The sequence below is a fragment of the Pseudomonas sp. NBRC 111123 genome (assembly GCF_001320205.1).
GTDB classification, from domain to species: Bacteria; Pseudomonadota; Gammaproteobacteria; order Pseudomonadales; family Pseudomonadaceae; genus Aquipseudomonas; species Aquipseudomonas putida_J.
In genome coordinates this window covers 66,385-88,796 of record NZ_BCAZ01000018.1, presented here as the reverse complement: position 1 = coordinate 88,796, position 22,412 = coordinate 66,385, and the positions used below count along the sequence as shown (strand labels likewise).

Here is a 22,412-nt window from a genome sequence, read left to right as displayed (position 1 = left end):
GCTGGAACCAGGCGAGCCGATCGTCTTCGTTGGCGTGGCCAGTGCCCATCGGCAGGCGGCATTCGATGCCTGCAACTTCATCATGGACTACCTGAAGACCCGGGCGCCGTTCTGGAAGAAGGAAAATATCCAGGAAGGACCGCGCTGGGTGGAAGGCAAGCAGAGTGACCAGGATGCCGCTGGGCGCTGGTAATTTTTGGTTTGATGGCCGGGGCTTTGCCCCGGTTCGCGGGTAAACCCGCTCCCACGGGGATCTTCACAGCATTCTGAAATTGGGTACCACAGGTAAACCGCTGCCCGCAGACCCTGTAGAGAATCCTGTGGGAGCGGGTTTACCCGCGAAGAAATCGGCGCCGATCAGTGGTGCTTGCGCGGCACCGGCTTCAACAGCTCATCCGGCGGCATCTCGCACTTGATCTTGCGCCCCAACAGCTCTTCGATCGCCGGCAGCTGGTAGGAGTCATCCTCACCGGCAAAGCTGATCGACACACCGCTGGTGCCAGCACGGCCAGTACGGCCAATGCGGTGCACGTAATCATCCGGGTCTTCCGGCAGGGTGAAGTTGATCACGTGGCTGATGCCGTCGATGTGAATCCCGCGCCCGGCCACGTCGGTGGCCACCAGCACGGTGATGCGCCCTTCACGGAAGCTCTCGAGGGTACGAATACGCTTGTGCTGCGGAACGTCACCCGACAACTGCGCGGCATTGATACCGTCGCGCACGAGTTTTTCCTCGATGCGCCGCACCTCGTCCTTGCGGTTGGCGAACACCATCACCCGTTCCCACTTGTTCTGGGTCACCAGGTTGTACAGCAGCTTGTACTTGTCGCTGCCGGCCACCGCATACACGTGTTGCTCGACCGTTTCGCTGGCGACGTTCTCCGGCTCGATCTCGACGATCGCCGGGTTGGTGGTCCACTGCTTGGCCAGGTTCATCACATCTTCGGTGAAGGTGGCGGAGAACAGCAGGGTCTGGCGTTCGCTCTTTGGCGGAGTCTGGCGGATGATCTGCCGTACCTGGGGGATGAAGCCCATGTCGAGCATGCGGTCGGCTTCGTCCAGCACCATCACCTCGACCATGTCCAGGTGCACTTCGCCGCGCTGGTTGAAGTCCAGCAGACGGCCCGGGGTGGCCACCAGAATGTCGCAGTGACGGGATTCCAGGGCCTTGAGCTGCTTGTCGAAGTCCATGCCGCCGACGAAGCTCATCACGTTCAGACCGGTGTACTTGGTCAGGGCGACGGCGTCCTTGGCGATCTGCACCACCAGCTCGCGGGTGGGGGCGATGATCAGTGCGCGTGGCTCGCCCATGTAGCGTTCTTTCGGCGGCGGCGTCTGCTGCAGCTGGGAAATGATCGAAATCAGGAACGCCGCAGTCTTGCCAGTACCGGTCTGGGCGCGACCGATGGCGTCCTGGCCAGCCAAGGTGTAACCCAGTACCTGCGCCTGGATCGGCGTGCAGTAAGGGAAGCCGAGGTCGTGGATGGCATGCATCAGCTCGTTGGAGAGCTTGAAGTCGTGGAAACGGGTCTTGCCTTCCTGCGGCTCGACCACGAAATCTTCCGGCTTCCACAGGCTTGCCTGGGGCTTGGGCTTGCGTTCGCGACGTGGTTTGTCCTTGGCCGGCTTGTCGGCGGGCGCTGGCGCACCGGTGGCTGCTTCGGCTATCGCGGCGGCCTTGGCGCGGGGCGCGGCCGGTTTGGGCTCGGGCCGGGCCTCTGCTGTAGGGGCGGGCGCCGTTGGCGTCACGCTGGCAGCAGGAGCGACGGCCTGTGGCGCGGCGTCTCCTTTGCCGAATATTTTCTTGAGTGCCTTGAGCACGATCGTCTCATCAACTGGTTAAGGAATGTACGCCGGGCAGTGTAATGCAAGATCTGGACGCGGCGTAGCGGAAAACTCCCACAGCTACAAATGGGGTTGGCTTATTGCAATTGCTTGCTCAGCCAGTCGTGGATATCGCTCAGCTCCTCGACTGCCACTTCGTGTTCCATCGGGTATTCGTGCCAGCGTGCGGCAACGCCCCAGGTATTGAGGTATTCGAACGCGGTACGGCCCATGGACGGGATCACCACCGGGTCGTGCACGCCATGCAGGCAAAGGGCCGGGGTGCGTTGCTGGCAGGCGCTTAGCTGATGGCTGTCAGTGAAGGTCGGGGCGTAAGTGGACAGGGCAATCACGCCGCCCAGCGCCTCTTGCCACTTTATATAGGCAGTGTGCAGCACCACCGCGCCGCCCTGGGAGAAGCCGGCGAGGATGATCCGCGACAGATTGATGCCCTTGGCCTGTTCGGCCTTGATCAGGCCGATGATCTGTTCAGCCGACTCTTCCAGTTGCGCTTCGTCAATGGCGCGGGCCGGGGTCATGGCCTTGATGTCGTACCAGCTTGGCATGGCATAGCCGCCATTGATGGTCACCGGGCGGGTCGGCGCCTGGGGCATGACGAAGCGAGTGCTGAGCAGGCGCTCCTGCATGAATTCGGCAACAGGTAGGAAGTCGTAACGGTCGGCACCCAAACCGTGCAACCAGATCACACAGGCGTCAGCGGTTTTCTGGGGTTCGAGAATCAGCGGGTTGGTCATGACTGCTCCGAAAGAGTGCGGGTGTTGTTATCGCGTGCGTGAAAAGAAGGCGCGGGAATTGATTGTCAGAAAAAGAATGTCGCAACGATACAACTTTCCCTACTTGACGATCGCTTAAACGCTACAGCCAACAAATCTGGTACGCGCTTTGCAATTCTTCATTCGATGCAAAGGGCAGGCCGTGACGGTAACACCCTTTGCACGCGAAGGCTGTCACAGAACAGCCCATTGCGCCAATTGACCCAATAACAAGCCAACAAGGGTCGGATGCGCCTCAAAAGGGTGCGGTGCAATTCCGGCTCGTACAACAAGAGCGATTTGGAGGTTGTGAATGAAGATGTTGAAAACCACCCTGGCAGTCCTGACCGCTGCCGCCGCGCTGGGCGCCGTGAGCACTGCCCAGGCCGGCGCCACCCTCGATGCGGTAAAGAAGAAGGGCTTCGTCCAGTGTGGCGTGAGCGACGGTCTTCCGGGCTTCTCGGTACCTGATGCGCAGGGCAAGATCGTCGGTATCGACGCCGATGTGTGCCGCGCCGTGGCCGCCGCCGTGTTCGGCGATGCGACCAAGGTCAAGTTCAGCCAGCTCAACGCCAAGGAACGCTTCACCGCGCTGCAATCGGGCGAAGTCGACGTGCTGTCGCGCAACACCACCTGGACCAGCTCGCGTGATGCCGGCATGGGCCTGGTGTTCGCCGGCGTCACCTACTACGACGGTGTTGGCTTCCTGGTCAACAAGAAGCTGGGCGTTTCCAGCGCCAAGGAGCTCGACGGCGCAACCATCTGCATCCAGGCGGGTACCACCACTGAACTGAACGTGTCGGACTTCTTCCGTGCCAATGGCCTGAAGTACACCCCGATCACCTTCGACACCTCTGACGAGAGCGCCAAGTCGCTGGAGTCTGGCCGTTGCGACGTGCTGACTTCGGACAAGTCGCAGCTGTTCGCCCAGCGCTCCAAGCTGGCCGCGCCGACCGACTACGTGGTTCTGCCGGAAACCATCTCCAAGGAACCGCTGGGCCCCGTGGTGCGTAAGGGCGATGAAGACTGGTTCAGCATCGTCAAGTGGACCCTTTTCGCGATGCTCAACGCTGAAGAGGCCGGCATCACCTCGAAGAACGTCGAGGCCGAAGCCAAGTCCACCAAGAACCCGGACGTTGCCCGCCTGCTGGGCGCGGATGGCGAGTACGGCAAGGACCTCAAGCTGCCCAAGGACTGGGTAGTGCAGATCGTCAAGCAAGTCGGCAACTACGGCGAAGTGTTCGAGAAGAACCTTGGCCAGAGCACCGACCTGAAGATCGACCGTGGCATGAACGCCCTGTGGAACAACGGCGGCATCCAGTACGCGCCACCTGTGCGCTGATGGCTGCACCTGCGGCGGCATCCCGCCGCCGCAGGTTGTTCGAATCCCTATTTTTCGGGGCACTTCATGCAAAATCAAATTGGCGCACCCAAGGGGCTGTCCCTGAACGACCCGCGTGTGCGCGCCTGGCTGTTCCAGATACTCACGATCGCCTTCGTGGTGGGCCTGGGCTGGTACCTGTTCCACAACACCCAGACCAACCTGCAACACCGGGGCATCACCTCGGGTTTCGACTTTCTCGAGCGCAGCGCCGGCTTCGGCATCGCCCAGCACCTGATTCCCTATGTGGAATCCGACAGCTATGCGCGGGTGTTCGTCATCGGCCTGCTCAATACCCTGCTGGTGACCTTCATCGGTGTCATTCTGGCGACGATCCTGGGCTTCATCATCGGTGTGGCACGCCTGTCACCGAACTGGATGATCAACAAACTGGCGACCGTATATGTGGAGACGTTCCGCAATATCCCGCCGTTGCTGCAGATCCTGTTCTGGTATTTTGCCGTGTTCCTGACCCTGCCGGGGCCACGGGGCAGCATCAACATCGACGACACTTTCTATATCAGCAACCGTGGCCTGAACATGCCCGGCGCCTCCATGGCTGACGGCTTCTGGCCGTTTGTCGCTGCCGTGGTGCTGGCGATCGTGGCCATCGTGGCGATGGTGCGTTACGCCAACAAGCGCTTCAACGAAACCGGCAAACCGTTCCACAAGTTCTGGGTGGGGCTGGCGCTGTTCATTGCCATCCCGGGCCTGTGCGTGCTGCTGTCTGGCAGCCCGGTGCACTGGGAAATACCACAACTGAAGGGCTTCAACTTTGTTGGCGGATGGGTGCTGATACCTGAGCTGCTGGCATTGACGTTGGCACTGACTATCTATACCGCCGCGTTCATCGCTGAAATCGTGCGCTCGGGTATTCGTTCGGTCAGCCATGGTCAGACCGAAGCCGCCCGTTCCCTTGGTCTGCGTGAGGGCCCGACCCTGCGCAAGGTGATCATTCCCCAGGCACTGCGGGTGATCATTCCGCCGCTGACCAGCCAGTACCTGAACCTGGCGAAGAACTCGTCGCTGGCGGCCGGTATCGGCTACCCGGAGATGGTCTCGCTGTTCGCCGGTACCGTGCTCAACCAGACCGGCCAGGCCATCGAGGTGATCGCCATCACCATGAGTGTCTATCTCGCCATCAGCATCAGCATTTCGCTGCTGATGAACTGGTACAACAAGCGCATAGCGCTGATCGAGCGGTGAGGATACGCCCGTGAATGCCCATGTTTTCAAACCTGACATGCCGCCACCGGTGAAAACCGTCGGCGTGCTCGCATGGATGCGTGCAAACCTGTTCTCCAGCTGGCTCAACACCCTGCTGACCCTGTTCGCCGTGTACCTGGTGTGGCTGATCGTGCCGCCGCTGGTGCAATGGGCGCTGATCGACGCCAACTGGGTCGGCACCACCCGCGCCGATTGCACCAAAGAAGGCGCCTGCTGGGTGTTCGTGCAGCAGCGTTTCGGTCAGTTCATGTATGGCTACTACCCGGTCGAACTACGCTGGCGCGTGGACCTCACCGTGTGGCTGGCCGTGCTGGGTGCCGCACCGCTGTTCATCAAGCGCTTCCCGCGCAAGGCCATCTACGGCCTGGGCTTCCTGGTGCTGTACCCAGTCATTGCCTACACCTTGCTGCACGGCGGCCTGCTGGGCCTGACCAATGTCGCCACCAGCCAGTGGGGCGGCCTGATGCTGACCTTGGTGATTGCCACCGTGGGTATCGTCGGCGCCTTGCCGCTGGGCATCCTGCTGGCCCTCGGGCGGCGTTCGAGGATGCCCGCGGTGAAGGTGGTCTGCGTCACCTTCATCGAGTTCTGGCGTGGCGTGCCGCTGATCACCGTGCTGTTCATGTCGTCGGTGATGCTGCCGTTGTTCCTGCCTGAAGGCATGAGCTTCGACAAGCTGCTGCGGGCGATGATCGGGGTGATCCTGTTCCAGTCGGCGTATGTCGCCGAGGTGGTGCGCGGTGGCCTGCAGGCCATCCCCAAGGGCCAGTACGAAGCTGCCGCGGCCATGGGCCTTGGCTACTGGCGCGCGATGGGCCTGGTGATCCTGCCGCAAGCGCTCAAGCTGGTAATCCCCGGCATCGTCAACACCTTCATCGCCCTGTTCAAGGACACCAGCCTGGTGATCATCATCGGCCTGTTCGACTTGCTCAACAGCGTCAAGCAAGCCGCCGCTGACCCGGCCTGGCTGGGCATGGCCACCGAGGGCTATGTGTTCGCCGCCCTGGTGTTCTGGATTTTCTGTTTCGGTATGTCCCGCTACTCCATGCACCTGGAGCGCAAGCTGGACACTGGCCACAAGCGTTAGGAGTTTCGAAATGAGTGAAGCGATCAAGCAGCCTGCCGGCCCCGAAGGCATCATCCAGATGCAGGGCGTGAACAAGTGGTACGGCCAGTTCCATGTGCTCAAGGACATCAACCTGAACGTGCGCCAGGGCGAGCGTATCGTGCTGTGCGGCCCGTCCGGCTCGGGCAAGTCGACCACCATCCGTTGCCTCAACCGCCTGGAGGAGCACCAACAGGGCCGCATCGTGGTCGATGGCGTGGAGCTGACCAACGACCTCAAGCAGATCGAAGCGATCCGCCGCGAGGTGGGCATGGTGTTCCAGCACTTCAACCTGTTCCCGCACCTGAGCATTCTGGAAAACTGCACGCTGGCGCCGATGTGGGTGCGCAAGATGCCCCGGCGCAAGGCCGAGGAAATCGCCATGCACTACCTGGAGCGGGTACGTATTCCAGAGCAGGCGCACAAGTTCCCGGGGCAGCTCTCGGGGGGCCAGCAGCAGCGCGTGGCAATTGCCCGGGCGCTGTGCATGAAGCCGAAGATCATGCTGTTCGACGAGCCGACGTCGGCGCTGGACCCGGAAATGGTCAAGGAAGTGCTCGACACCATGGTCGGCCTGGCCGAGGACGGCATGACCATGCTCTGCGTGACCCACGAGATGGGCTTTGCCCGCACCGTGGCGAACCGGGTGATCTTCATGGACAAAGGGGAGATCGTCGAGCAGGCGGCACCGGATGACTTCTTCGACCGACCGCGCAGCGACCGGACCAAGCTGTTCCTCAGCCAGATCCTGCACTGATGCAAAAAGGGGCTGCAAAGCAGCCCCTTTTTGCCCTTACTTCTCTTCCGAGTTGGTGGCGGGTGCCGGTGGCGGCCGCAGCCCTACTTCGGCAATCAGCTTCAGCTGCTGACCATTGCGCATCACCTCGATGGTGATCTTGTCGGTCGGCTTGATCCGCGCCACCTGGTTCATCGACTTGCGCCCGTCGCCAGCGGGTTCACCGTTGATGCTCAGGATCACGTCACCCAGCTGCAACCCGGCCTTCTGTGCCGGGCCGTCGCGGAAGATACCGGCCACCACGATGCCAGGGCGGCCCTGCATGCCGAACGATTCGGCCAGTTCCTGGCTCAACGGCTGCACCTCGATGCCCAGCCAGCCACGGATCACCTGGCCGTGTTCGACGATCGATTTCATCACCTCCAGCGCCAGCTTGATCGGGATGGCGAAGCCGATGCCCTGGGAGCCGCCGGACTTGGAGAAGATGGCCGTGTTGATACCGACCAGGTTGCCATTGGCGTCGACCAGCGCACCACCGGAGTTGCCCGGGTTGATCGCCGCGTCGGTCTGAATGAAGTCTTCGTAGTTGTTCAGGCCCAGCTGGTTGCGGCCGGTGGCGCTGATGATGCCCATGGTCACGGTCTGGCCAACACCAAACGGGTTGCCAATGGCCAGCACCACATCACCGATGTGGATGTTGTCTGAGCGGCCGATGGTGATGGCTGGCAGGTTCTTCAGGTCGATCTTCAACACCGCCAGGTCGGTTTCCGGGTCGCTGCCGATCACCCGTGCCAGGGTTTCGCGGCCGTCCTTCAGGGCCACGACGATCTGGTCGGCACCGCTGGTGACGTGGTTGTTGGTCAGCAGGTAGCCCTCGGGGCTCATGATCACCGCCGAACCCAGGCTCGACTCCCAGCGGCGCTGCTTGGGCAGGTTGTCACCGAAGAAACGGCGGAACTGCGGGTCCTCGAACAGCGGGTGAGCGGTCTTGTTCACCACCTTGGTGGTGTACAGGTTGACCACCGCCGGGGCGGCGAGGGTCACGGCGTCGGCGTAGGACACCGGCCCCTGCATGATCCGCGTGGTTTGCGGGGCTTGCTGCAGGTTGACGTCCTGGCTGGGCAGGCCGACCCACTCTGGGTAGCGCTGGATGATCAGTACGGCGATCAGAATGCCGGTGAGCAGGGGCCAGCCAAAGTAACGCAAAGCCTTGAACATGAACGAGTCCTGGAAAGAGCGGGGGCCATCGGCCGCGCAGTGGGGCATGAGCGCGCGCGATCATACACCGGTTCCCCCGATGCCGGCGACGGCCCATAATGGCCGGCATTATACGGGCGTTCTCCAGACGTTGCGCCCGAGAAAAGCGCAGATTTCGAGGAGATTTTCATGGCCGTCGCACTCAACACCCTCGTCGAGGAAGCCGAACGCTACCTGGGCAGCGCGAAGATCCAGGATTATTGCCCCAACGGCCTGCAGGTCGAGGGGCGGCCGCAGGTCAGTCGCATCGTCAGCGGCGTCACTGCCAGCCAGGCGCTGCTGGATGCTGCGGTCGAGGCCGAGGCCGACCTGATCCTGGTGCACCACGGTTACTTCTGGAAGGGCGAGAACCCCTGCGTTACCGGGATCCGTCAGCGCCGGCTGAAGACATTGCTCAAGCACGACATCAGCCTGCTGGCGTTTCATTTGCCGCTGGATGTGCACCCCGAGGTTGGCAACAACGTGCAGTTGGCGCGGCAACTGGATATCACCGTCGAAGGCCCGCTGGACCCGGAAAACCCCAAGGTCGTCGGGCTGGTCGGCTCGCTGAGCGAGCCGGTGACCGCGCGCGATTTTGCCCGCCGGGTGCAGGAAGTGCTCGGGCGCGAGCCGTTGCTGGTGGAGGGCGACCAGATGATTCGCCGGGTCGGCTGGTGCACCGGGGGCGGGCAGGGCTACATCGATACCGCTATCGCTGCCGGAGTGGACCTGTATCTCACCGGCGAGGCGTCGGAGCAGACCTATCACAGCGCCCGCGAGAACGGGGTCAGCTTTATTGCCGCCGGGCACCATGCAACCGAGCGGTACGGCGTGCAGGCGCTGGGCGATTACCTGGCGCGGCGGTTTGCCCTGGAGCATCTGTTCATCGACTGCCCAAATCCGATCTGATATCGGCGTCGCCTGCTTCGCGGGTAAACCCGCTCCCACAGGGATAGCGCCAGTCTTCATGAGTTGAGCAATTCAGCTGCTCCCACAGGGATAGCGCCAGTCTTCATGAGTTGAGCAATTCAGCTGCTCCCACAGGGATAGGGCCAAGCCTGAGGTCTGTGCATCACCTGTGGGAGCGGGTTTACCCGCGAAAGCGCCAGGCCTGCCAGCCCCAAACCCTCAGTCATATCGTTAGACTTTTTCGATCTAGCCCGCCTCCTAAATAGAAGCAGCCGCTGTGATAAAGTGGCTCGCTCGAACACGGCCCGCTGGCCGTCCATAAGATCGTTTTTCGTGTTTTTTCGTGAGTAGCCATGGTCGACAAACTGACGCACTTGAAACAGCTGGAGGCGGAAAGCATCCACATCATCCGCGAGGTGGCCGCCGAGTTCGATAACCCGGTGATGCTGTACTCGATCGGCAAGGATTCCGCCGTGATGCTGCACCTGGCGCGCAAGGCCTTCTTCCCGGGCAAGCTGCCGTTCCCGGTGATGCACGTCGACACCCAGTGGAAATTCCAGGAGATGTACAGCTTCCGCGACAAGATGGTCGAGGAAATGGGCCTGGAGCTGATCACCCACGTCAACCCTGAGGGTGTGGCGCAGGGCATCAACCCGTTCACGCATGGCAGCTCCAAGCACACCGATATCATGAAGACCCAGGGCCTCAAGCAGGCACTGGACAAGTATGGTTTCGATGCTGCCTTTGGTGGCGCGCGCCGCGACGAAGAGAAGTCGCGGGCCAAGGAGCGTGTCTACTCGTTCCGTGACAGCAAGCACCGCTGGGACCCGAAGAACCAGCGCCCGGAGCTGTGGAACGTCTACAACGGCAAGGTCAACAAGGGCGAGTCGATCCGCGTCTTCCCGCTGTCGAACTGGACCGAGCTGGACATCTGGCAGTACATCTACCTCGAAGGCATCCCGATCGTGCCGCTGTACTTCGCCGCCGAGCGTGAAGTCATCGAGAAGAACGGCACCCTGATCATGATCGACGACGATCGCATCCTCGAGCACCTCTCCGAGGAAGAGAAGGCGCGCATCGTCAAGAAGAAGGTGCGTTTCCGTACCCTCGGCTGCTACCCGCTGACGGGCGCTGTCGAGTCGGAAGCCGAGACCCTGACGGACATCATTCAGGAAATGCTCCTGACCCGTACGTCCGAACGCCAGGGCCGTGTCATCGACCACGATGGCGCCGGTTCCATGGAAGACAAGAAACGCCAAGGCTACTTCTAATTTCAGGGTTACTCCATGTCGCACCAATCTGATCTGATCAGCGAGGACATCCTCGCCTACCTGGCCCAGCACGAGCGCAAGGAACTGCTGCGCTTCCTGACCTGCGGCAACGTCGACGATGGCAAGAGCACCCTGATCGGGCGCCTGCTGCACGACTCCAAGATGATCTACGAGGACCACCTCGAAGCCATCACCCGTGATTCGAAGAAAGTCGGCACCACCGGCGAAGAAGTCGACCTGGCGTTGCTGGTCGACGGCCTGCAGGCCGAGCGTGAGCAGGGCATCACCATCGATGTCGCCTACCGCTACTTCTCCACCGCCAAGCGCAAGTTCATCATCGCCGACACCCCGGGCCACGAGCAGTACACCCGCAACATGGCCACCGGTGCGTCGACCTGTGACCTGGCGATCATCCTGGTCGATGCCCGCTACGGCGTGCAGACCCAGACCCGCCGCCACAGCTACATCGCATCCTTGCTGGGCATCAAGCACATCGTGGTTGCGGTCAACAAGATGGACCTCAAGGGCTTCGATGAAGAAGTCTTCGAGTCGATCAAGGCCGATTACCTGAAGTTCGCCGACGCCATCAACCTGACTCCGAGCAGCCTGCACTTCGTGCCGATGTCGGCGCTCAAGGGCGACAACGTGGTCAACCACAGCGATCGCTCGCCGTGGTACGCCGGCCCGACGCTGATGGAAATCCTCGAAACCGTCGAAGTGTCGGCCGACCGCAACTTCACCGACCTGCGGTTCCCGGTGCAGTACGTCAACCGCCCGAACCTGAACTTCCGTGGCTTCGCCGGCACCCTCGCCAGTGGCGTGGTGCACAAAGGCGACGAAATCGTCGTGCTGCCTTCGGGCAAGAGCAGCCGGGTCAAGTCCATCGTCACCTACGAAGGCGAACTGGAAAACGCCGGCCCAGGCCAGGCGGTGACCCTGACCATGGAAGACGAGATCGATATCTCCCGTGGCGACCTGCTGGTGCACGCCGATAACGTGCCACCGGTGACCGACCAGTTCGACGCCATGCTGGTGTGGATGGCCGAAGAGCCGATGCTCCCAGGCAAGAAATACGACATCAAGCGCGCCACCAGCTATGTGCCGGGCTCGATTGCCAGCATCACCCACAAGGTCGATGTGAATACCTTGGAGCAGGGGGCTGCAAGCGCTCTGCAGTTGAACGAGATTGGCCGCGTCAAGGTAGCCCTGGACGCCTCTATCGCCCTGGACGGTTACGACAGTAACCGCACCACTGGCGCGTTTATCGTCATCGACCGCCTGACCAACGGCACCGTCGGCGCCGGCATGATCATCGCGCCGCCAGTCCTGCCGCACGGCAGCACTGGCCAGCATGGCAAGCAGGCTCACGTGGCTACCGAAGAGCGCGCCATGCGCTTCGGCCAGCAACCGGCCACCGTGCTGTTCAGCGGCCTGTCCGGCGCAGGCAAGAGCACTCTGGCCTATGCCGTCGAGCGCAAGCTGTTCGACATGGGCCGTGCGGTGTACGTGCTCGATGGCCAGAACCTGCGCCATGACCTGAACAAGGGCCTGCCACAGGACCGTGCCGGCCGCACCGAGAACTGGCGTCGCGCCGCCCACGTGGCGCGCCAGTTCAACGAAGCCGGCCTGCTGACCCTGGCTGCGTTCGTTGCCCCGGATGCCGAAGGCCGCGAACAGGCCAAGGCGCTGATCGGCAAGGACCGCCTGGTGACCGTTTACGTTCAGGCCTCGCCGCTGGCGTGCCGCGAGCGTGACCCGCAAGGCCTGTACGCTGCGGGTGGCGACAACATTCCGGGCGAGAGCTTCCCGTTCGACGTGCCGCTGGATGCGGACCTGGTGATTGATACCCAGAGCACCAGCGTTGAAGAAGGCGTGAAGCAGGTGCTGGATGTGCTGCGTCAGCGTGGCGCCATCTAAACGCAGGTGCTGAATGAAAAACCCCGCTTCGGCGGGGTTTTTTGTTTGCGGGGCGGGAAGATACATTTTGGTTACCGGGCGCTTGCCGTGACATTTTCAGCGCCTATGAAAACGAGCGCCGCCCGCGCGGCGCATTGCGGATAAATCCGCTCCCACATTTGCTGCAACGTGGCCATGCCTGATAGGCCATGGTTGTCAGCCTTGTGCGTTCGGTTGGATTTTGAGATTGGCGCTGACACCGCTCCGCATGTCTCAAGACATGCGCCAAGGCAGGCAACCCTGACCTCACAGGTTCGGCACGTTGCAACAAATGAGGGAGCGGATTTATCCGCGATGCGCCGCGCGGGCGGCACTCGATTTGCGCACCGCTGCACAACTCAAGACAGGCACTTGGTAGACATCACGCTATTTCTTGGCAAGCCATAGGCAGGTAGCTGATATCAAGTATCACAAGGCCACTGTTTTGTACCCTCTAGCCTTTCTTGCCCTCGACGGAGTCGAAGTGCCGGTCATAGTCACTTCGGCGTTCACATCCTTGCTTGTAAGGATCCATATCGCAGGCAAATTTCGGGTTCTGCCGATCAGGCAAAAGCAGGTTTCTGCCATTGGTGCAACCGGATAGAAGCCGCATCAACATCCATACAGATTTGTTCATTGCATGTCATTGAACAAGGGAAGTTCCTTTGATTTTCGCCAAGCAATGATCCGTGCGATCACCCCCTCGGCGCAGCCCTCGAGGTCGTTTGCCGGGTAGTAGAGGAGGTCAGAGCCATCCGGGTGGCCGGCCATCTCGATAAAGTGTTCGAGCAAGCGATCCTGCCAAGCCGAGGTACCGGAAGCCTGTAGCAATTCCTCAACCACAGTCCTGAACTCGGCGCGCGTGTAATTTGTAAGGGAGCGTTTTTGACTCATCACCACTTCACCTCCGATGACAGCGCATACTGCAGGGCACTCATGATCCGCAGGTTCTCGGCATCGTACATCGCACCGCCAAAGGCGGGTGAGTCGAGGTGGCAGATCTCGAAGTTGCGCACGCCTTTTGCGGTTTCAGCGAAAGGCGCGCGGGGTGGCCAGCCTTGCTTGATGCGGTTGAGTTGCGAGGTAACGAATTGTTGGGAGTAGATCGGGTCTTCTGCAATTGCCAGCCAGAAGGCCTGAGAGAAATCGTCGAAGTCGATGAAGGTTTGTTCAGCAAGTTTGTTTGCTATATGCCCGGGGAGTGGGAATGCCATGTCAGCGTTTCTCTCTTGAAGTGATGTCGAGATCATGGCTATGTTTTTTTGGGATGGAAATATTCACCGTGCTACATTGGATGTAGGTTCATTTTGAAGGATTTGTAGGAGCGTTCTCACTCCAAAGGGAGGTACCCCGCCGGAGCGGGGCTTAGGGCTCAAGAGGCTTTCAATCCAGTTTTTTGGTTGGAGGCGCGCCACTCTTTAATGATTCGTAAAATTTCTTCAGGGGTGTCCAGTCCATCGGCTTCAGGCCAATAAATAAGGTCAGATCCGCTGGGGTGCTCAGAGATTTCTTTGAATTTCATGATGCGCATATCCAGTTCTTTTTCGCTTACATCATCCGCCGGATCGGTGATGGAGGTAATGAACTCAAGGAATTCAGCCTCGGTGAAGTCGGAAAATATTTTGTTGTCTTTCATTGCGATGTCCCGTAGTGGATTCGGTTGTGGGCCTCAAGACGCCCTCATTCAGATTCAGCGCACCGCGGGTATCACGCAAGGGTTCACCAAATTTGACGGTTTCATTTTGAACCATGTAGTCATCCTCCTGGTCGCTACATGGCAAAGCGTGCTCCAGGCAGTTTTTCCTGTATGTCAGGCGCTGCTCGTCAATCAGTAGGAGTGTTCCTGCTGATTGGAAAGATCTGGTTTAAATATGCTTTTCGGAAACAGGAATAACGCGCTTTTCCTTAACAGCCTTGTAGGAAAAGCTTGAATAAATCTCCTTCACCCCTGGCAACCGCTGCAGCACTTCCCGGGTAAATTCGCCAAACGACTCAAGATCCTTCGCCAGAATCTCCAAGAGAAAGTCATACCGCCCGGAGATGTTATGGCAAGCAACAATCTCGGGAATCTCCATCAGCCTTTGCTCGAACGCTAAAGCCATATCTTTGGTATGCGAGTCCATCATGATGCTGACAAATGCCGTCACCCCAAACCCAAGCGACTTGGGCGAAAGAATGGCCTGATAACCGGTGATGTAGCCGTTGTCCTCCAGCAACTTGACCCGTCGCCAGCAAGGCGAGGTGGTCAGCGAGACCTGGTCGGCGAGTTCGGAAACGGTGAGGCGGGCGTTGTCCTGCAAGGCCGCGAGCAGGGCGCGGTCAGTGCGGTCGAGGCTTGAAGGCATGTTTTGCCCTCCTGGTGTTGTATTTGTTGTTTTCTTTCCAAAGCATGCGCCAATGCGTGGGCAACTTTGGAAAATATCAGGCAGCTCGGTGGCATAAGCTTATAGCAAACCACCAGAGGCTGTTGCCATGCGCGACTCCCATAACAACACCGGTTTTTCCACCCGCGCCATCCACCATGGCTACGACCCGCTTTCCCACGGTGGTGCTCTGGTGCCCCCGGTTTACCAGACTGCAACGTATGCCTTCCCCAACGTCGAATACGGCGCGGCGTGCTTTGCCGGGGAGCAGGGCGGGCACTTCTATAGCCGCATCTCCAACCCGACCCTGGCCTTGCTGGAGCAGCGCATGGCGTCGCTGGAAGGGGGCGAGGCAGGCCTGGCGCTGGCCTCGGGCATGGGCGCCATCACCTCGACCTTGTGGACTCTGCTGCGCCCCGGTGACGAACTGATCGTCGGGCGCACGGTGTATGGCTGCACCTTTGCCTTCATGCACCATGGCATCGGTGAGTTCGGGGTGAAAATCCGCCATGTCGACCTCAACGACACCCAGGCGCTGAAAGCAGCGATCACCCACAAGACCCGGATGATCTACTTCGAAACACCGGCCAATCCGAACATGCAACTGGTCGATATCGCGGCGGTGGCCGAAGCGGCGCGGGGGCATGACCTGCATATCGTGGTCGACAACACCTATTGCACGCCGTATCTGCAGCGGCCTCTGGAGCTGGGCGCCGACCTGGTGGTGCATTCGGCGACCAAGTACCTCAGTGGCCATGGTGATATCACGGCTGGCCTGGTGATCGGGCGCAAGGCGCTGGTGGACCGGATTCGCCTTGAAGGCCTCAAGGACATGACTGGCGCGGTACTGTCGCCGCACGATGCCTCACTTTTGATGCGTGGCATCAAGACCCTCGCGTTGCGCATGGACCGTCACTGCGCGAATGCCCTGCAAGTTGCTGAATTCCTTGCGTGTCGGCCGCAGGTGGAGCTGATCCAGTATCCGGGGCTGCCCTCGTTCGCTCAATACGAACTGGCGCAGCGGCAGATGCGCTTGCCGGGCGGGATGATCGCTTTCGAGCTCAAGGGCGGGATCGAAGCCGGGCGGCGCTTCATGAATGCGCTGCAACTGTTTGCCCGGGCGGTGAGCCTGGGCGATGCCGAGTCGCTGGCGCAGCACCCTGCGAGCATGACCCATTCCAGCTATACGCCCGAAGAGCGGGCGCATCACGGGATTTCCGAGGGCCTGGTGCGGTTGTCGGTGGGGCTGGAAGATGTCGAGGATCTGCTGGCGGATGTCGAGCAGGCTTTGAAGGCTTGCAGCTAGATTGCTTGCTCGGGCCTCTTCGCGGGTAAACCCGCTCCCACAAAGACCGCGCAGCCTTCAAAACCTGTGAAGTCCCGTGGGAGCGGGTTTACCCACGAAGAGGCCAGTGAATCCAGCCCAAGAAAAAGGCCTCATGCGAGGCCTTGTTCATTTTCAGCTGATCAGCGCTTGAGGCCGTAGCTTTCGTCGAGCATGCCCGGCGAGTTCGGCGACTTCGGTGCATAGTCGCGCGGCACTTCCGCGGTGTCCTTCGGTGGGGTCAGGCGGTCACGCGGACCCTGGGTACCCTCGGAGTGCAGGGCGGCGAGCAGACGCTGGCGGGTCAGCTCGTCGAGTGCCAGGTGGTTGGCGCCGTCGGCCAGGTGATCCTGCACGTCCTGATAGCTCTGGGTCAGCTTTTTGACCAGTACCGCAGTGCTGTTGAAGTGGGTAACCACCTGGTTCTGGTAGCTGTCGAAACGCTGCTGGATATCGTCCAGCTGACGTTGGGTGCTGCTGGGGGCCGCATTGGGCAACAGGCGGGCCACGATGAAACCGACCGCCACACCGATGACCAGGGCCAGGGTTGGCAACAACCAAACAAGGAGCGAGAGTTCCACGAGTCCTTCCTCTATAAACGGCTTTGCTTTACGTTAACGGCTCAGACCTGCGCTGTATACCGCGAGCGATCGCAAATCAGAACAGAATTCCTCACCTAGACGAAACGACCCCCCTTGAGGTCACGGAGTAGTGCCTTGCTTGTTCGCGAAACCCCCTTGTTCATCGATGGCCCGATCGGCCAGCTGGAAGCCTTGTACCTGGATGTGGCCGATGCCCGCGGTGCGGTGTTGATCTGCCACCCCAACCCGGTCCAGGGCGGCACCATGCTCAACAAGGTGGTTTCGACCCTGCAGCGCACCGCCCGCGACGCCGGCTATGTGACTTTGCGCTTCAACTACCGCGGTGTCGGCCAAAGTGCCGGCAGCCATGACATGGGCGCTGGCGAGGTGGCCGATGCCGAGGCCGCCGCAGCGTGGCTGCGCGCGAAGCACCCTGAGCTGCCGCTGGTGCTGATGGGCTTCTCGTTCGGCGGCTTTGTCGCCACCAGCCTGGCCGGGCGCCTTGAAGCGCAGGGTGTGGAGCTGCAACAGCTGTTCATGATCGCCCCGGCGGTGATGCGCCTGACCGCCGACTTCCCGCTGCCGCAGCGCTGCCCGATCGCCGTGGTGCAGCCAGACGCCGATGAAGTCGTCGATCCGCAACTGGTTTACGAATGGTCCGACGCACTGGGTCGCCCCCATGAGCTGCTGAAAGTGGCAGAATGCGGACACTTCTTCCATGGCAAGCTGACCGATCTGAAGGATCTGCTGCTGCCGCGCCTTTCGAACTGAGCCAAGCCTGAATAAGCGAACACCCATGACCACGCGCATCCTCACCGGTATCACCACCACCGGCACCCCGCATCTGGGCAACTACGCCGGCGCCATCCGCCCGGCGATCGTCGCCAGCCAGCAGCCCGGTGTCGACTCGTTCTATTTCCTGGCCGACTACCACGCCCTGATCAAGTGCGACGACCCGCTGCGCATCCAGCGTTCGCGCCTGGAAATCGCCGCCACCTGGCTGGCCGGTGGCCTGGACCCGGCAAAGGTGACCTTCTACCGCCAGTCCGACATCCCCGAGATCCCGGAGCTGACCTGGCTGCTGACTTGCGTCGCGGCCAAGGGCTTGCTCAACCGCGCCCACGCCTACAAGGCCTCGGTGGACAAGAACCTGGAAACCGGCGAAGACCCGGATGCCGGCGTGACCATGGGCCTTTACAGCTACCCCGTGCTGATGGCTGCAGACATCCTGATGTTCAATGCCAACAAGGTGCCGGTCGGCCGTGACCAGATCCAGCACGTGGAAATGGCCCGTGACATCGGCCAGCGCTTCAACCACCTGTTCGGCCAGGGCAACGACTTCTTCGCCCTGCCGGAAGCGGTGATCGAGGAGAGCGTGGCGACCCTGCCGGGTCTGGACGGGCGCAAGATGTCCAAAAGCTACGACAACACCATCCCGTTGTTCACCAGCGCCAAGGACATGAAAGACGCCATCTCGCGCATCGTCACCGACTCGCGTGCGCCTGGCGAAGCCAAGGACCCGGACAATTCGCACCTGTTCACCCTGTTCCAGGCCTTCTCGACGCCAGCGCAGTGCGCAGCGTTCCGCGATGAGCTGCTGCAGGGCCTGGGCTGGGGCGAGGCCAAGCAGCGCCTGTTCCAGCTGCTCGACGGCCAGCTGGCCGAGAAGCGTGAGCACTATCACCAGCTGATCTCGCGCCCGGCAGACCTGGAGGACATCCTCCTTGCCGGCGCCGCCAAGGCGCGCAAGATCGCCACCCCGTTCCTCGAGCAGCTGCGCGAGGCCGTTGGCCTGCGTTCGTTCCGCAGCAGCGTGCAGGCCACCACCGAGGTGAAGAAGAAAGCCGCCAAGAGCGCACGCTTTGTCAGCTTCCGTGACGAAGACGGCAGCTTCCGCTTCCGCCTGCTGGCCGCCGATGGCGAGCAGCTGTTGCTGTCGCGCAGTTTCGCCGACGGCAAGAGCGCCGGTGCCGTGAGCAAGCAGCTGCAGCAGGGCGGCGAAGCCGACGTGCGTGTCGAAGGCCTGGGCTTCAGCCTGTGGCTCAACGGCGAGCAGGTTGCCGACGGGCCGCAGTTCGACAGCGCCGAAGCCCGTGATTCGGCTGTCGAAAGCCTTCGTGTAGCGCTTCAGCCGTTGTAGGAGCGGATTTATCCGCGAACACCGGCATAGCCGGTGCCAGGCACCGCGTTGTCTGCTTCGCGGGTAAATCGGGGCGCCGAACCGCCGCTCCCACAGGAATGCGAACCGCCTGAGGCATTTCGCCGCAAGTCTGATTGCCATTAAGCGGGCCTGTCGCTACAGTGACGGCCCGTTTTTTGTTGCCTCGCTAACGAAATCATGACGCCCCTAGAACGATATCAAGCAGATCTGAAACGTCCCGACTTCTTCCATGACGCGGCGCAGGAAACTGCGGTGCGTCACCTGCAGCGTCTGTACGACGACCTGGTGCGCGCGCAGAACAACAAGCCGGGCGTGTTCGGCAAGCTGTTCGGCAAGAAGGAGCAGACGCCGGTCAAAGGCCTGTACTTCTGGGGTGGTGTAGGGCGCGGCAAGACCTATCTGGTCGACACGTTCTACGAAGCGCTGCCGTTCAAACAGAAGATGCGCACGCACTTCCACCGCTTCATGAAGCGCGTCCACGAGGAAATGAAAACCCTCAAGGGCGAAAAGAACCCGCTGACCATCATCGCCAAGCGCTTCAGCGAAGAAGCCAAGGTGATCTGCTTCGATGAGTTCTTCGTTTCCGACATCACCGATGCCATGATCCTGGGCACCTTGATGGAAGAGCTGTTCAAGAACGGTGTTTCGCTGGTGGCGACCTCCAACATCGTCCCTGACGGCCTGTACAAGGACGGCCTGCAGCGCGCGCGCTTCCTGCCGGCTATTGCCATGATCAAGCAGTACACCGACGTGGTGAACGTCGACAGCGGCGTCGACTACCGTTTGCGTCACCTGGAGCAGGCCGAACTGTTCCACTTCCCGCTCAACGATGCGGCGCACCAGAGCATGCGCGCCAGCTTCAAGGCGCTGACGCCCGAGTGCACCCAGGCCGTCGAGAACGACGTGCTGATGATCGAAAACCGCCCGATCAACGCCCTGCGCACCTGCGACGACGTAGCCTGGTTCGACTTCCGTGCCCTGTGCGATGGGCCGCGCAGCCAGAACGACTACATCGAGCTGGGCAAGATCTTCCATGCCGTGTTGCTGAGCAATGTGGAGCAGATGGGCGTCACTACCGATGACATCGCTCGCCGCTTCATCAACATGGTGGACGAGTTCTACGACCGTAACGTCAAGCTGATCATCTCGGCCGAGGTAGAGCTGAAAGACCTGTACACCGGCGGGCGCCTGAGCTTCGAGTTCCAGCGCACCCTGAGCCGCTTGCTGGAAATGCAGTCGCACGAATTCCTCGCGCGCGCACACAAGCCCTGAGGGCAGCTGCAAGCCACAAGCTGCAAGCGGTAAGAAAAAGCCAGAACAGTTCGAGAGCTGTTCTGGCTTTTTTGCTTTCTCTTGCCGCTTGCAGCTTCCGGCTTGAAGTTCAGGTGGCCTCAGGCCTCTTGCATGAACTGCTGGCGATACTGGTTCGGCGACAACTCAGTATGCTGGCGGAACAACCGCGCAAAGAAACTCGCATCGTCGTAACCGACCTCATAACTGATGGTCTTGATGCTTTTGCGCGTGCTCGACAGCAGCCCCTTGGCCGTCTCGATGCGTAACCGCTGCAGGTAGTGCAACGGCTTGTCACCGGTCGCCCCCTGGAAGCGCCGCATGAAGTTGCGGATGCTCATGCCATGGTTGCGGGCAACATCCTCGAAGCGGAACTTGTCGGCGAAGTGTTCCTCCAGCCAGTGCTGGATCTGCAGGATGATCAGGTCCTGGTGCAGTTTCTGGCCGCCAAAACCCATACGCCCAGGCGTGTAGTTGCGCTGCACTTCGTAGAGGATGTCCCGGGCTACGGCTCGCGCCACATTTGCGCCGCAGAAGCGCTCGATCAGGTAGATGTAAAGGTCGCAGGCGGATGTGGTGCCGCCGGCGCAGTACAGGTTGTCGGCGTCGGTCAGGTGCTTGTCCTGGTTCAGGCGGATCTTCGGGAAGCGTTCGGCGAAGCTGTTGAAGAAACGCCAGTAGGTGGTTGCTTCCTTGCCGTCGAGCAGGCCGGATTCAGCCAGCCAGAACACCCCGCTGGCTTCGGCACACAGTACGGCGCCACGGGCGTGCTGTTCGCGCAGCCATGGCAGCACCTGTGGATAACGTTGCAGGAGGTTGTCGAAATCGTCCCAGAAGGCCGGGAGGATGATCACGTCGGCATCATCGAGGCCGCCTTCGACCGGCAGCTGCACATTGCTGAAGCTGTCCACCGGCTGGCCATCGGGGCTCACCAGGCGAATCTCGAACATGGGCTGCAAGCCCAGGCCCAGCTGCTTGCTGTAGCGCAGGCTGGCCAGATGGAAGAAATCCTTGGCCTGCATCAGGGTCGATGCGAACACCTTGTCAATGGCCAGGATGCTGACGCGCCGCAACGACGCCGAGGGTTGGGTAAACATCATTGTCATTGTTCTTATAGGGTAGAGTGGTCAATCACCGGCTGGATCGTCTTATTTTTTGGCGATTGTGTCTACCCCGTGTAACAGAGGGGCCGCGAGGCGGCCCCTTGCGGCTCAGGGTGCGGGGTTCGGCTGGTCCTGGTGGATTGCCTCGATTGCCGCCAGCAGTTCGTCGCTGAGGTTCAGCTGCAGGCTGTCGAGGTTGCTCTGCAGTTGCACCAGGTCGGTCGCGCCGATGATGTTGCTGGTCACGAACGGCTGCCGGGTGACGAACGCCAAGGCCATCTGCGCCGGGTCCAGGCCGTGCGCCTGGGCCAGCTGTACATAACGGCTGCAGGCCGCCACGGTCTGCGGGTTGGAGTAGCGGGCGAAGCGGCTGAACAGGGTCAGCCGGCCCTTTTCTGGCCGTGCACCGTGCTCATACTTGCCCGAGAGCATGCCGAACGCCAGCGGCGAATAAGCCAGCAGGCCGCACTGCTCGCGGATTGCCACCTCCGCCAGGCCCACCTCGAAGCTGCGGTTGAGCAGGTTGTAAGGGTTCTGGATCGACACCGCACGCGGCCAGCCACGGCTATCGGCCAGGTGGAGGAATTTCATCGTGCCCCATGGCGTTTCGTTGGACAGGCCGATGTGGCGGATCTTGCCGGCACGCACCTGCTCGTCGAGTACTTCAAGGGTTTCTTCCAGCGGGGTGAACAGGTCGTTGGCCAGGTGCTGGTAACCGAGCTTGCCGAAGAAGTTGGTGCTGCGCTCCGGCCAGTGCAGCTGGTAGAGGTCGATGCGGTCGGTCTGCAGGCGCTTGAGGCTCTCGTCCAGCGCGGCAACGATGTGCTGGCGGTTGTGCTTGAGCTGGCCGTCGCGGATGTGGCTGATGCCGTTGCCGGGGCCGGCGACCTTGCTCGCCAGCACCCAGTCGTCGCGGTCGCCGTTGGTGCGGAACCAGTTGCCGATGATGCGCTCGGTGGCCGCGTAGGTTTCAGGGCGTGGTGGCACCGGGTACATCTCGGCGGTGTCGATGAAGTTGATGCCGCTGGCCTTGGCCAGGGCAATCTGCTCGAAGGCCTCGTCCTGGGTGTTCTGCTCACCCCAGGTCATGGTGCCCAGGCACAGGGCGCTGACGTCGAGGTCGGTACGGCCGAGCTTGCGGTATTCCATCGGGAAAACACTCCTTGGCAAAGAAGCCCATCAAAGCAGGTTGA

22 protein-coding genes are annotated in these 22,412 nt (G+C 61.2%); 12 read left to right on the top strand and 10 right to left on the bottom strand.

The genetic code is table 11. The features are described from left to right. Positions 1–193 (top strand): molybdenum cofactor biosynthesis protein MoaE (locus tag APH27_RS11900; protein WP_177331663.1); only part of this gene is annotated, 193 nt, incomplete at its 5' end. 164 nt (positions 194–357) lie between these two features. Here the strand turns inward: APH27_RS11900 and rhlB are convergent. Further along, entirely contained in the window at positions 358–1,821 is a 1,464-nt protein-coding gene (rhlB, locus tag APH27_RS11895) for an ATP-dependent RNA helicase RhlB (protein ID WP_060484882.1), read from the bottom strand. A 101-nt stretch (positions 1,822–1,922) separates the two neighbouring features. Further along, complete coding sequence (locus APH27_RS11890) at positions 1,923–2,579, bottom strand: alpha/beta hydrolase (protein ID WP_027918033.1); 657 nt, start codon at positions 2,577–2,579, stop codon at positions 1,923–1,925. Positions 2,580–2,910: 331 nt separating this feature from the next. On the opposite strand from APH27_RS11890, the gene APH27_RS11885 reads away from it, so the two are divergent. From APH27_RS11885 to APH27_RS11870, 4 genes are all read left to right on the top strand, one after another. After that, complete coding sequence (locus APH27_RS11885) at positions 2,911–3,939, top strand: amino acid ABC transporter substrate-binding protein (protein ID WP_027918032.1); 1,029 nt, start codon at positions 2,911–2,913, stop codon at positions 3,937–3,939. Positions 3,940–4,005: 66 nt separating this feature from the next. After that, positions 4,006–5,184 (top strand): amino acid ABC transporter permease, encoded by a 1,179-nt coding sequence (locus APH27_RS11880; protein ID WP_060484881.1) that lies wholly within the window; start codon positions 4,006–4,008, stop codon positions 5,182–5,184. A 10-nt stretch (positions 5,185–5,194) separates the two neighbouring features. Next, the gene (locus APH27_RS11875; protein WP_060484880.1) at positions 5,195–6,292 is read left to right on the top strand and encodes an amino acid ABC transporter permease; all 1,098 of its coding nucleotides are present in this window, start codon (positions 5,195–5,197) and stop codon (positions 6,290–6,292) included. Between the two features lie 10 nt (positions 6,293–6,302). Further along, positions 6,303–7,067, top strand: a complete 765-nt coding sequence (locus tag APH27_RS11870; protein ID WP_027918029.1) for an amino acid ABC transporter ATP-binding protein — start codon at positions 6,303–6,305, stop codon at positions 7,065–7,067. 36 nt (positions 7,068–7,103) lie between these two features. Here the strand turns inward: APH27_RS11870 and algW are convergent, their stop codons facing one another. Next, complete coding sequence (gene algW / locus APH27_RS11865; protein ID WP_027918028.1) at positions 7,104–8,264, bottom strand: Do family serine endopeptidase AlgW; 1,161 nt, start codon at positions 8,262–8,264, stop codon at positions 7,104–7,106. A gap of 168 nt (positions 8,265–8,432) precedes the next feature. Between algW and APH27_RS11860 the strand changes: the two genes are divergently transcribed. The 3 genes from APH27_RS11860 (at position 8,433) to cysN (ending at position 12,379) form a co-directional block, all read left to right on the top strand. Then, the gene (locus tag APH27_RS11860) at positions 8,433–9,191 is read left to right on the top strand and encodes a Nif3-like dinuclear metal center hexameric protein (protein WP_027918027.1); all 759 of its coding nucleotides are present in this window, start codon (positions 8,433–8,435) and stop codon (positions 9,189–9,191) included. A 353-nt stretch (positions 9,192–9,544) separates the two neighbouring features. Beyond that, positions 9,545–10,462 carry a sulfate adenylyltransferase subunit CysD gene (gene cysD, locus APH27_RS11855; protein ID WP_027918026.1) on the top strand — a complete coding sequence of 306 codons (918 nt, stop codon included), beginning with the start codon at positions 9,545–9,547 and terminating at the stop codon, positions 10,460–10,462. Positions 10,463–10,477: 15 nt separating this feature from the next. Further along, the gene (gene cysN / locus APH27_RS11850; RefSeq protein ID WP_060484879.1) at positions 10,478–12,379 is read left to right on the top strand and encodes a sulfate adenylyltransferase subunit CysN; all 1,902 of its coding nucleotides are present in this window, start codon (positions 10,478–10,480) and stop codon (positions 12,377–12,379) included. Positions 12,380–13,030: 651 nt separating this feature from the next. Here cysN and APH27_RS11845 read toward each other — a convergent pair. From APH27_RS11845 to APH27_RS11830, 4 genes are all read right to left on the bottom strand, one after another. Beyond that, the gene (locus APH27_RS11845; RefSeq protein WP_256250577.1) at positions 13,031–13,291 is read right to left on the bottom strand and encodes a bacteriocin immunity protein; all 261 of its coding nucleotides are present in this window, start codon (positions 13,289–13,291) and stop codon (positions 13,031–13,033) included. Beyond that, positions 13,291–13,647 (bottom strand): S-type pyocin, encoded by a 357-nt coding sequence (locus APH27_RS11840; protein ID WP_256208041.1) that lies wholly within the window; start codon positions 13,645–13,647, stop codon positions 13,291–13,293. The genes APH27_RS11845 and APH27_RS11840 overlap by 1 nt, the downstream gene beginning before the upstream one ends. 122 nt (positions 13,648–13,769) lie before the next feature. Beyond that, positions 13,770–14,033, bottom strand: coding sequence for a bacteriocin immunity protein (locus APH27_RS11835; RefSeq protein WP_060484877.1), 264 nt, complete (start codon positions 14,031–14,033; stop codon positions 13,770–13,772). A gap of 229 nt (positions 14,034–14,262) precedes the next feature. Continuing rightward, a complete protein-coding gene (locus tag APH27_RS11830; RefSeq protein WP_027918020.1) occupies positions 14,263–14,742 on the bottom strand; it encodes an Lrp/AsnC family transcriptional regulator in 480 nt (159 codons plus the stop codon). Positions 14,743–14,869: 127 nt separating this feature from the next. Here APH27_RS11830 and APH27_RS11825 point away from each other — a divergent pair, with 127 nt between their 5' ends. After that, entirely contained in the window at positions 14,870–16,066 is a 1,197-nt protein-coding gene (locus APH27_RS11825) for a methionine gamma-lyase (RefSeq protein ID WP_060484876.1), read from the top strand. Between the two features lie 161 nt (positions 16,067–16,227). On the opposite strand, the gene APH27_RS11820 is transcribed toward APH27_RS11825, so the two are convergent. Continuing rightward, on the bottom strand, positions 16,228–16,665 hold the full coding sequence (locus tag APH27_RS11820) for a YhcB family protein (protein ID WP_027918018.1): 438 nt from the start codon (positions 16,663–16,665) through the stop codon (positions 16,228–16,230). A gap of 135 nt (positions 16,666–16,800) precedes the next feature. Here APH27_RS11820 and APH27_RS11815 point away from each other — a divergent pair, with 135 nt between their 5' ends. The 3 genes from APH27_RS11815 to zapE all read left to right on the top strand — a co-directional run bounded on the left by APH27_RS11815 (position 16,801) and on the right by zapE (position 20,098). Beyond that, positions 16,801–17,436, top strand: coding sequence for an alpha/beta hydrolase (locus APH27_RS11815; RefSeq protein WP_060484875.1), 636 nt, complete (start codon positions 16,801–16,803; stop codon positions 17,434–17,436). Positions 17,437–17,461: 25 nt separating this feature from the next. After that, positions 17,462–18,805, top strand: coding sequence for a tryptophan--tRNA ligase (locus APH27_RS11810; RefSeq protein ID WP_027918016.1), 1,344 nt, complete (start codon positions 17,462–17,464; stop codon positions 18,803–18,805). Positions 18,806–19,003: 198 nt separating this feature from the next. Beyond that, entirely contained in the window at positions 19,004–20,098 is a 1,095-nt protein-coding gene (zapE, locus tag APH27_RS11805; protein ID WP_060484874.1) for a cell division protein ZapE, read from the top strand. A 119-nt stretch (positions 20,099–20,217) separates the two neighbouring features. On the opposite strand, the gene APH27_RS11800 is transcribed toward zapE, so the two are convergent. Then, complete coding sequence (locus tag APH27_RS11800; protein ID WP_177331667.1) at positions 20,218–21,114, bottom strand: GlxA family transcriptional regulator; 897 nt, start codon at positions 21,112–21,114, stop codon at positions 20,218–20,220. A gap of 213 nt (positions 21,115–21,327) precedes the next feature. Further along, complete coding sequence (locus APH27_RS11795; protein ID WP_060484873.1) at positions 21,328–22,368, bottom strand: NADP(H)-dependent aldo-keto reductase; 1,041 nt, start codon at positions 22,366–22,368, stop codon at positions 21,328–21,330. Positions 22,369–22,412: the final 44 nt, after the last annotated feature.

Coding starts and splice junctions, on each gene's coding strand:
- APH27_RS11830 (WP_027918020.1), bottom strand. CDS start 14,742: ATGCCTTCAAGCCTCGACCGCACTGACCGCGCCCTGCTCGCGGCCTTG.
- cysN (WP_060484879.1), top strand. CDS start 10,478: ATGTCGCACCAATCTGATCTGATCAGCGAGGACATCCTCGCCTACCTG.
- APH27_RS11840 (WP_256208041.1), bottom strand. CDS start 13,647: ATGATCTCGACATCACTTCAAGAGAGAAACGCTGACATGGCATTCCCA.
- APH27_RS11885 (WP_027918032.1), top strand. CDS start 2,911: ATGAAGATGTTGAAAACCACCCTGGCAGTCCTGACCGCTGCCGCCGCG.
- APH27_RS11810 (WP_027918016.1), top strand. CDS start 17,462: ATGACCACGCGCATCCTCACCGGTATCACCACCACCGGCACCCCGCAT.
- APH27_RS11880 (WP_060484881.1), top strand. CDS start 4,006: ATGCAAAATCAAATTGGCGCACCCAAGGGGCTGTCCCTGAACGACCCG.
- zapE (WP_060484874.1), top strand. CDS start 19,004: ATGACGCCCCTAGAACGATATCAAGCAGATCTGAAACGTCCCGACTTC.
- APH27_RS11870 (WP_027918029.1), top strand. CDS start 6,303: ATGAGTGAAGCGATCAAGCAGCCTGCCGGCCCCGAAGGCATCATCCAG.
- algW (WP_027918028.1), bottom strand. CDS start 8,264: ATGTTCAAGGCTTTGCGTTACTTTGGCTGGCCCCTGCTCACCGGCATT.
- APH27_RS11825 (WP_060484876.1), top strand. CDS start 14,870: ATGCGCGACTCCCATAACAACACCGGTTTTTCCACCCGCGCCATCCAC.
- APH27_RS11860 (WP_027918027.1), top strand. CDS start 8,433: ATGGCCGTCGCACTCAACACCCTCGTCGAGGAAGCCGAACGCTACCTG.
- APH27_RS11795 (WP_060484873.1), bottom strand. CDS start 22,368: ATGGAATACCGCAAGCTCGGCCGTACCGACCTCGACGTCAGCGCCCTG.
- cysD (WP_027918026.1), top strand. CDS start 9,545: ATGGTCGACAAACTGACGCACTTGAAACAGCTGGAGGCGGAAAGCATC.
- APH27_RS11835 (WP_060484877.1), bottom strand. CDS start 14,033: ATGAAAGACAACAAAATATTTTCCGACTTCACCGAGGCTGAATTCCTT.
- APH27_RS11845 (WP_256250577.1), bottom strand. CDS start 13,291: ATGAGTCAAAAACGCTCCCTTACAAATTACACGCGCGCCGAGTTCAGG.
- APH27_RS11890 (WP_027918033.1), bottom strand. CDS start 2,579: ATGACCAACCCGCTGATTCTCGAACCCCAGAAAACCGCTGACGCCTGT.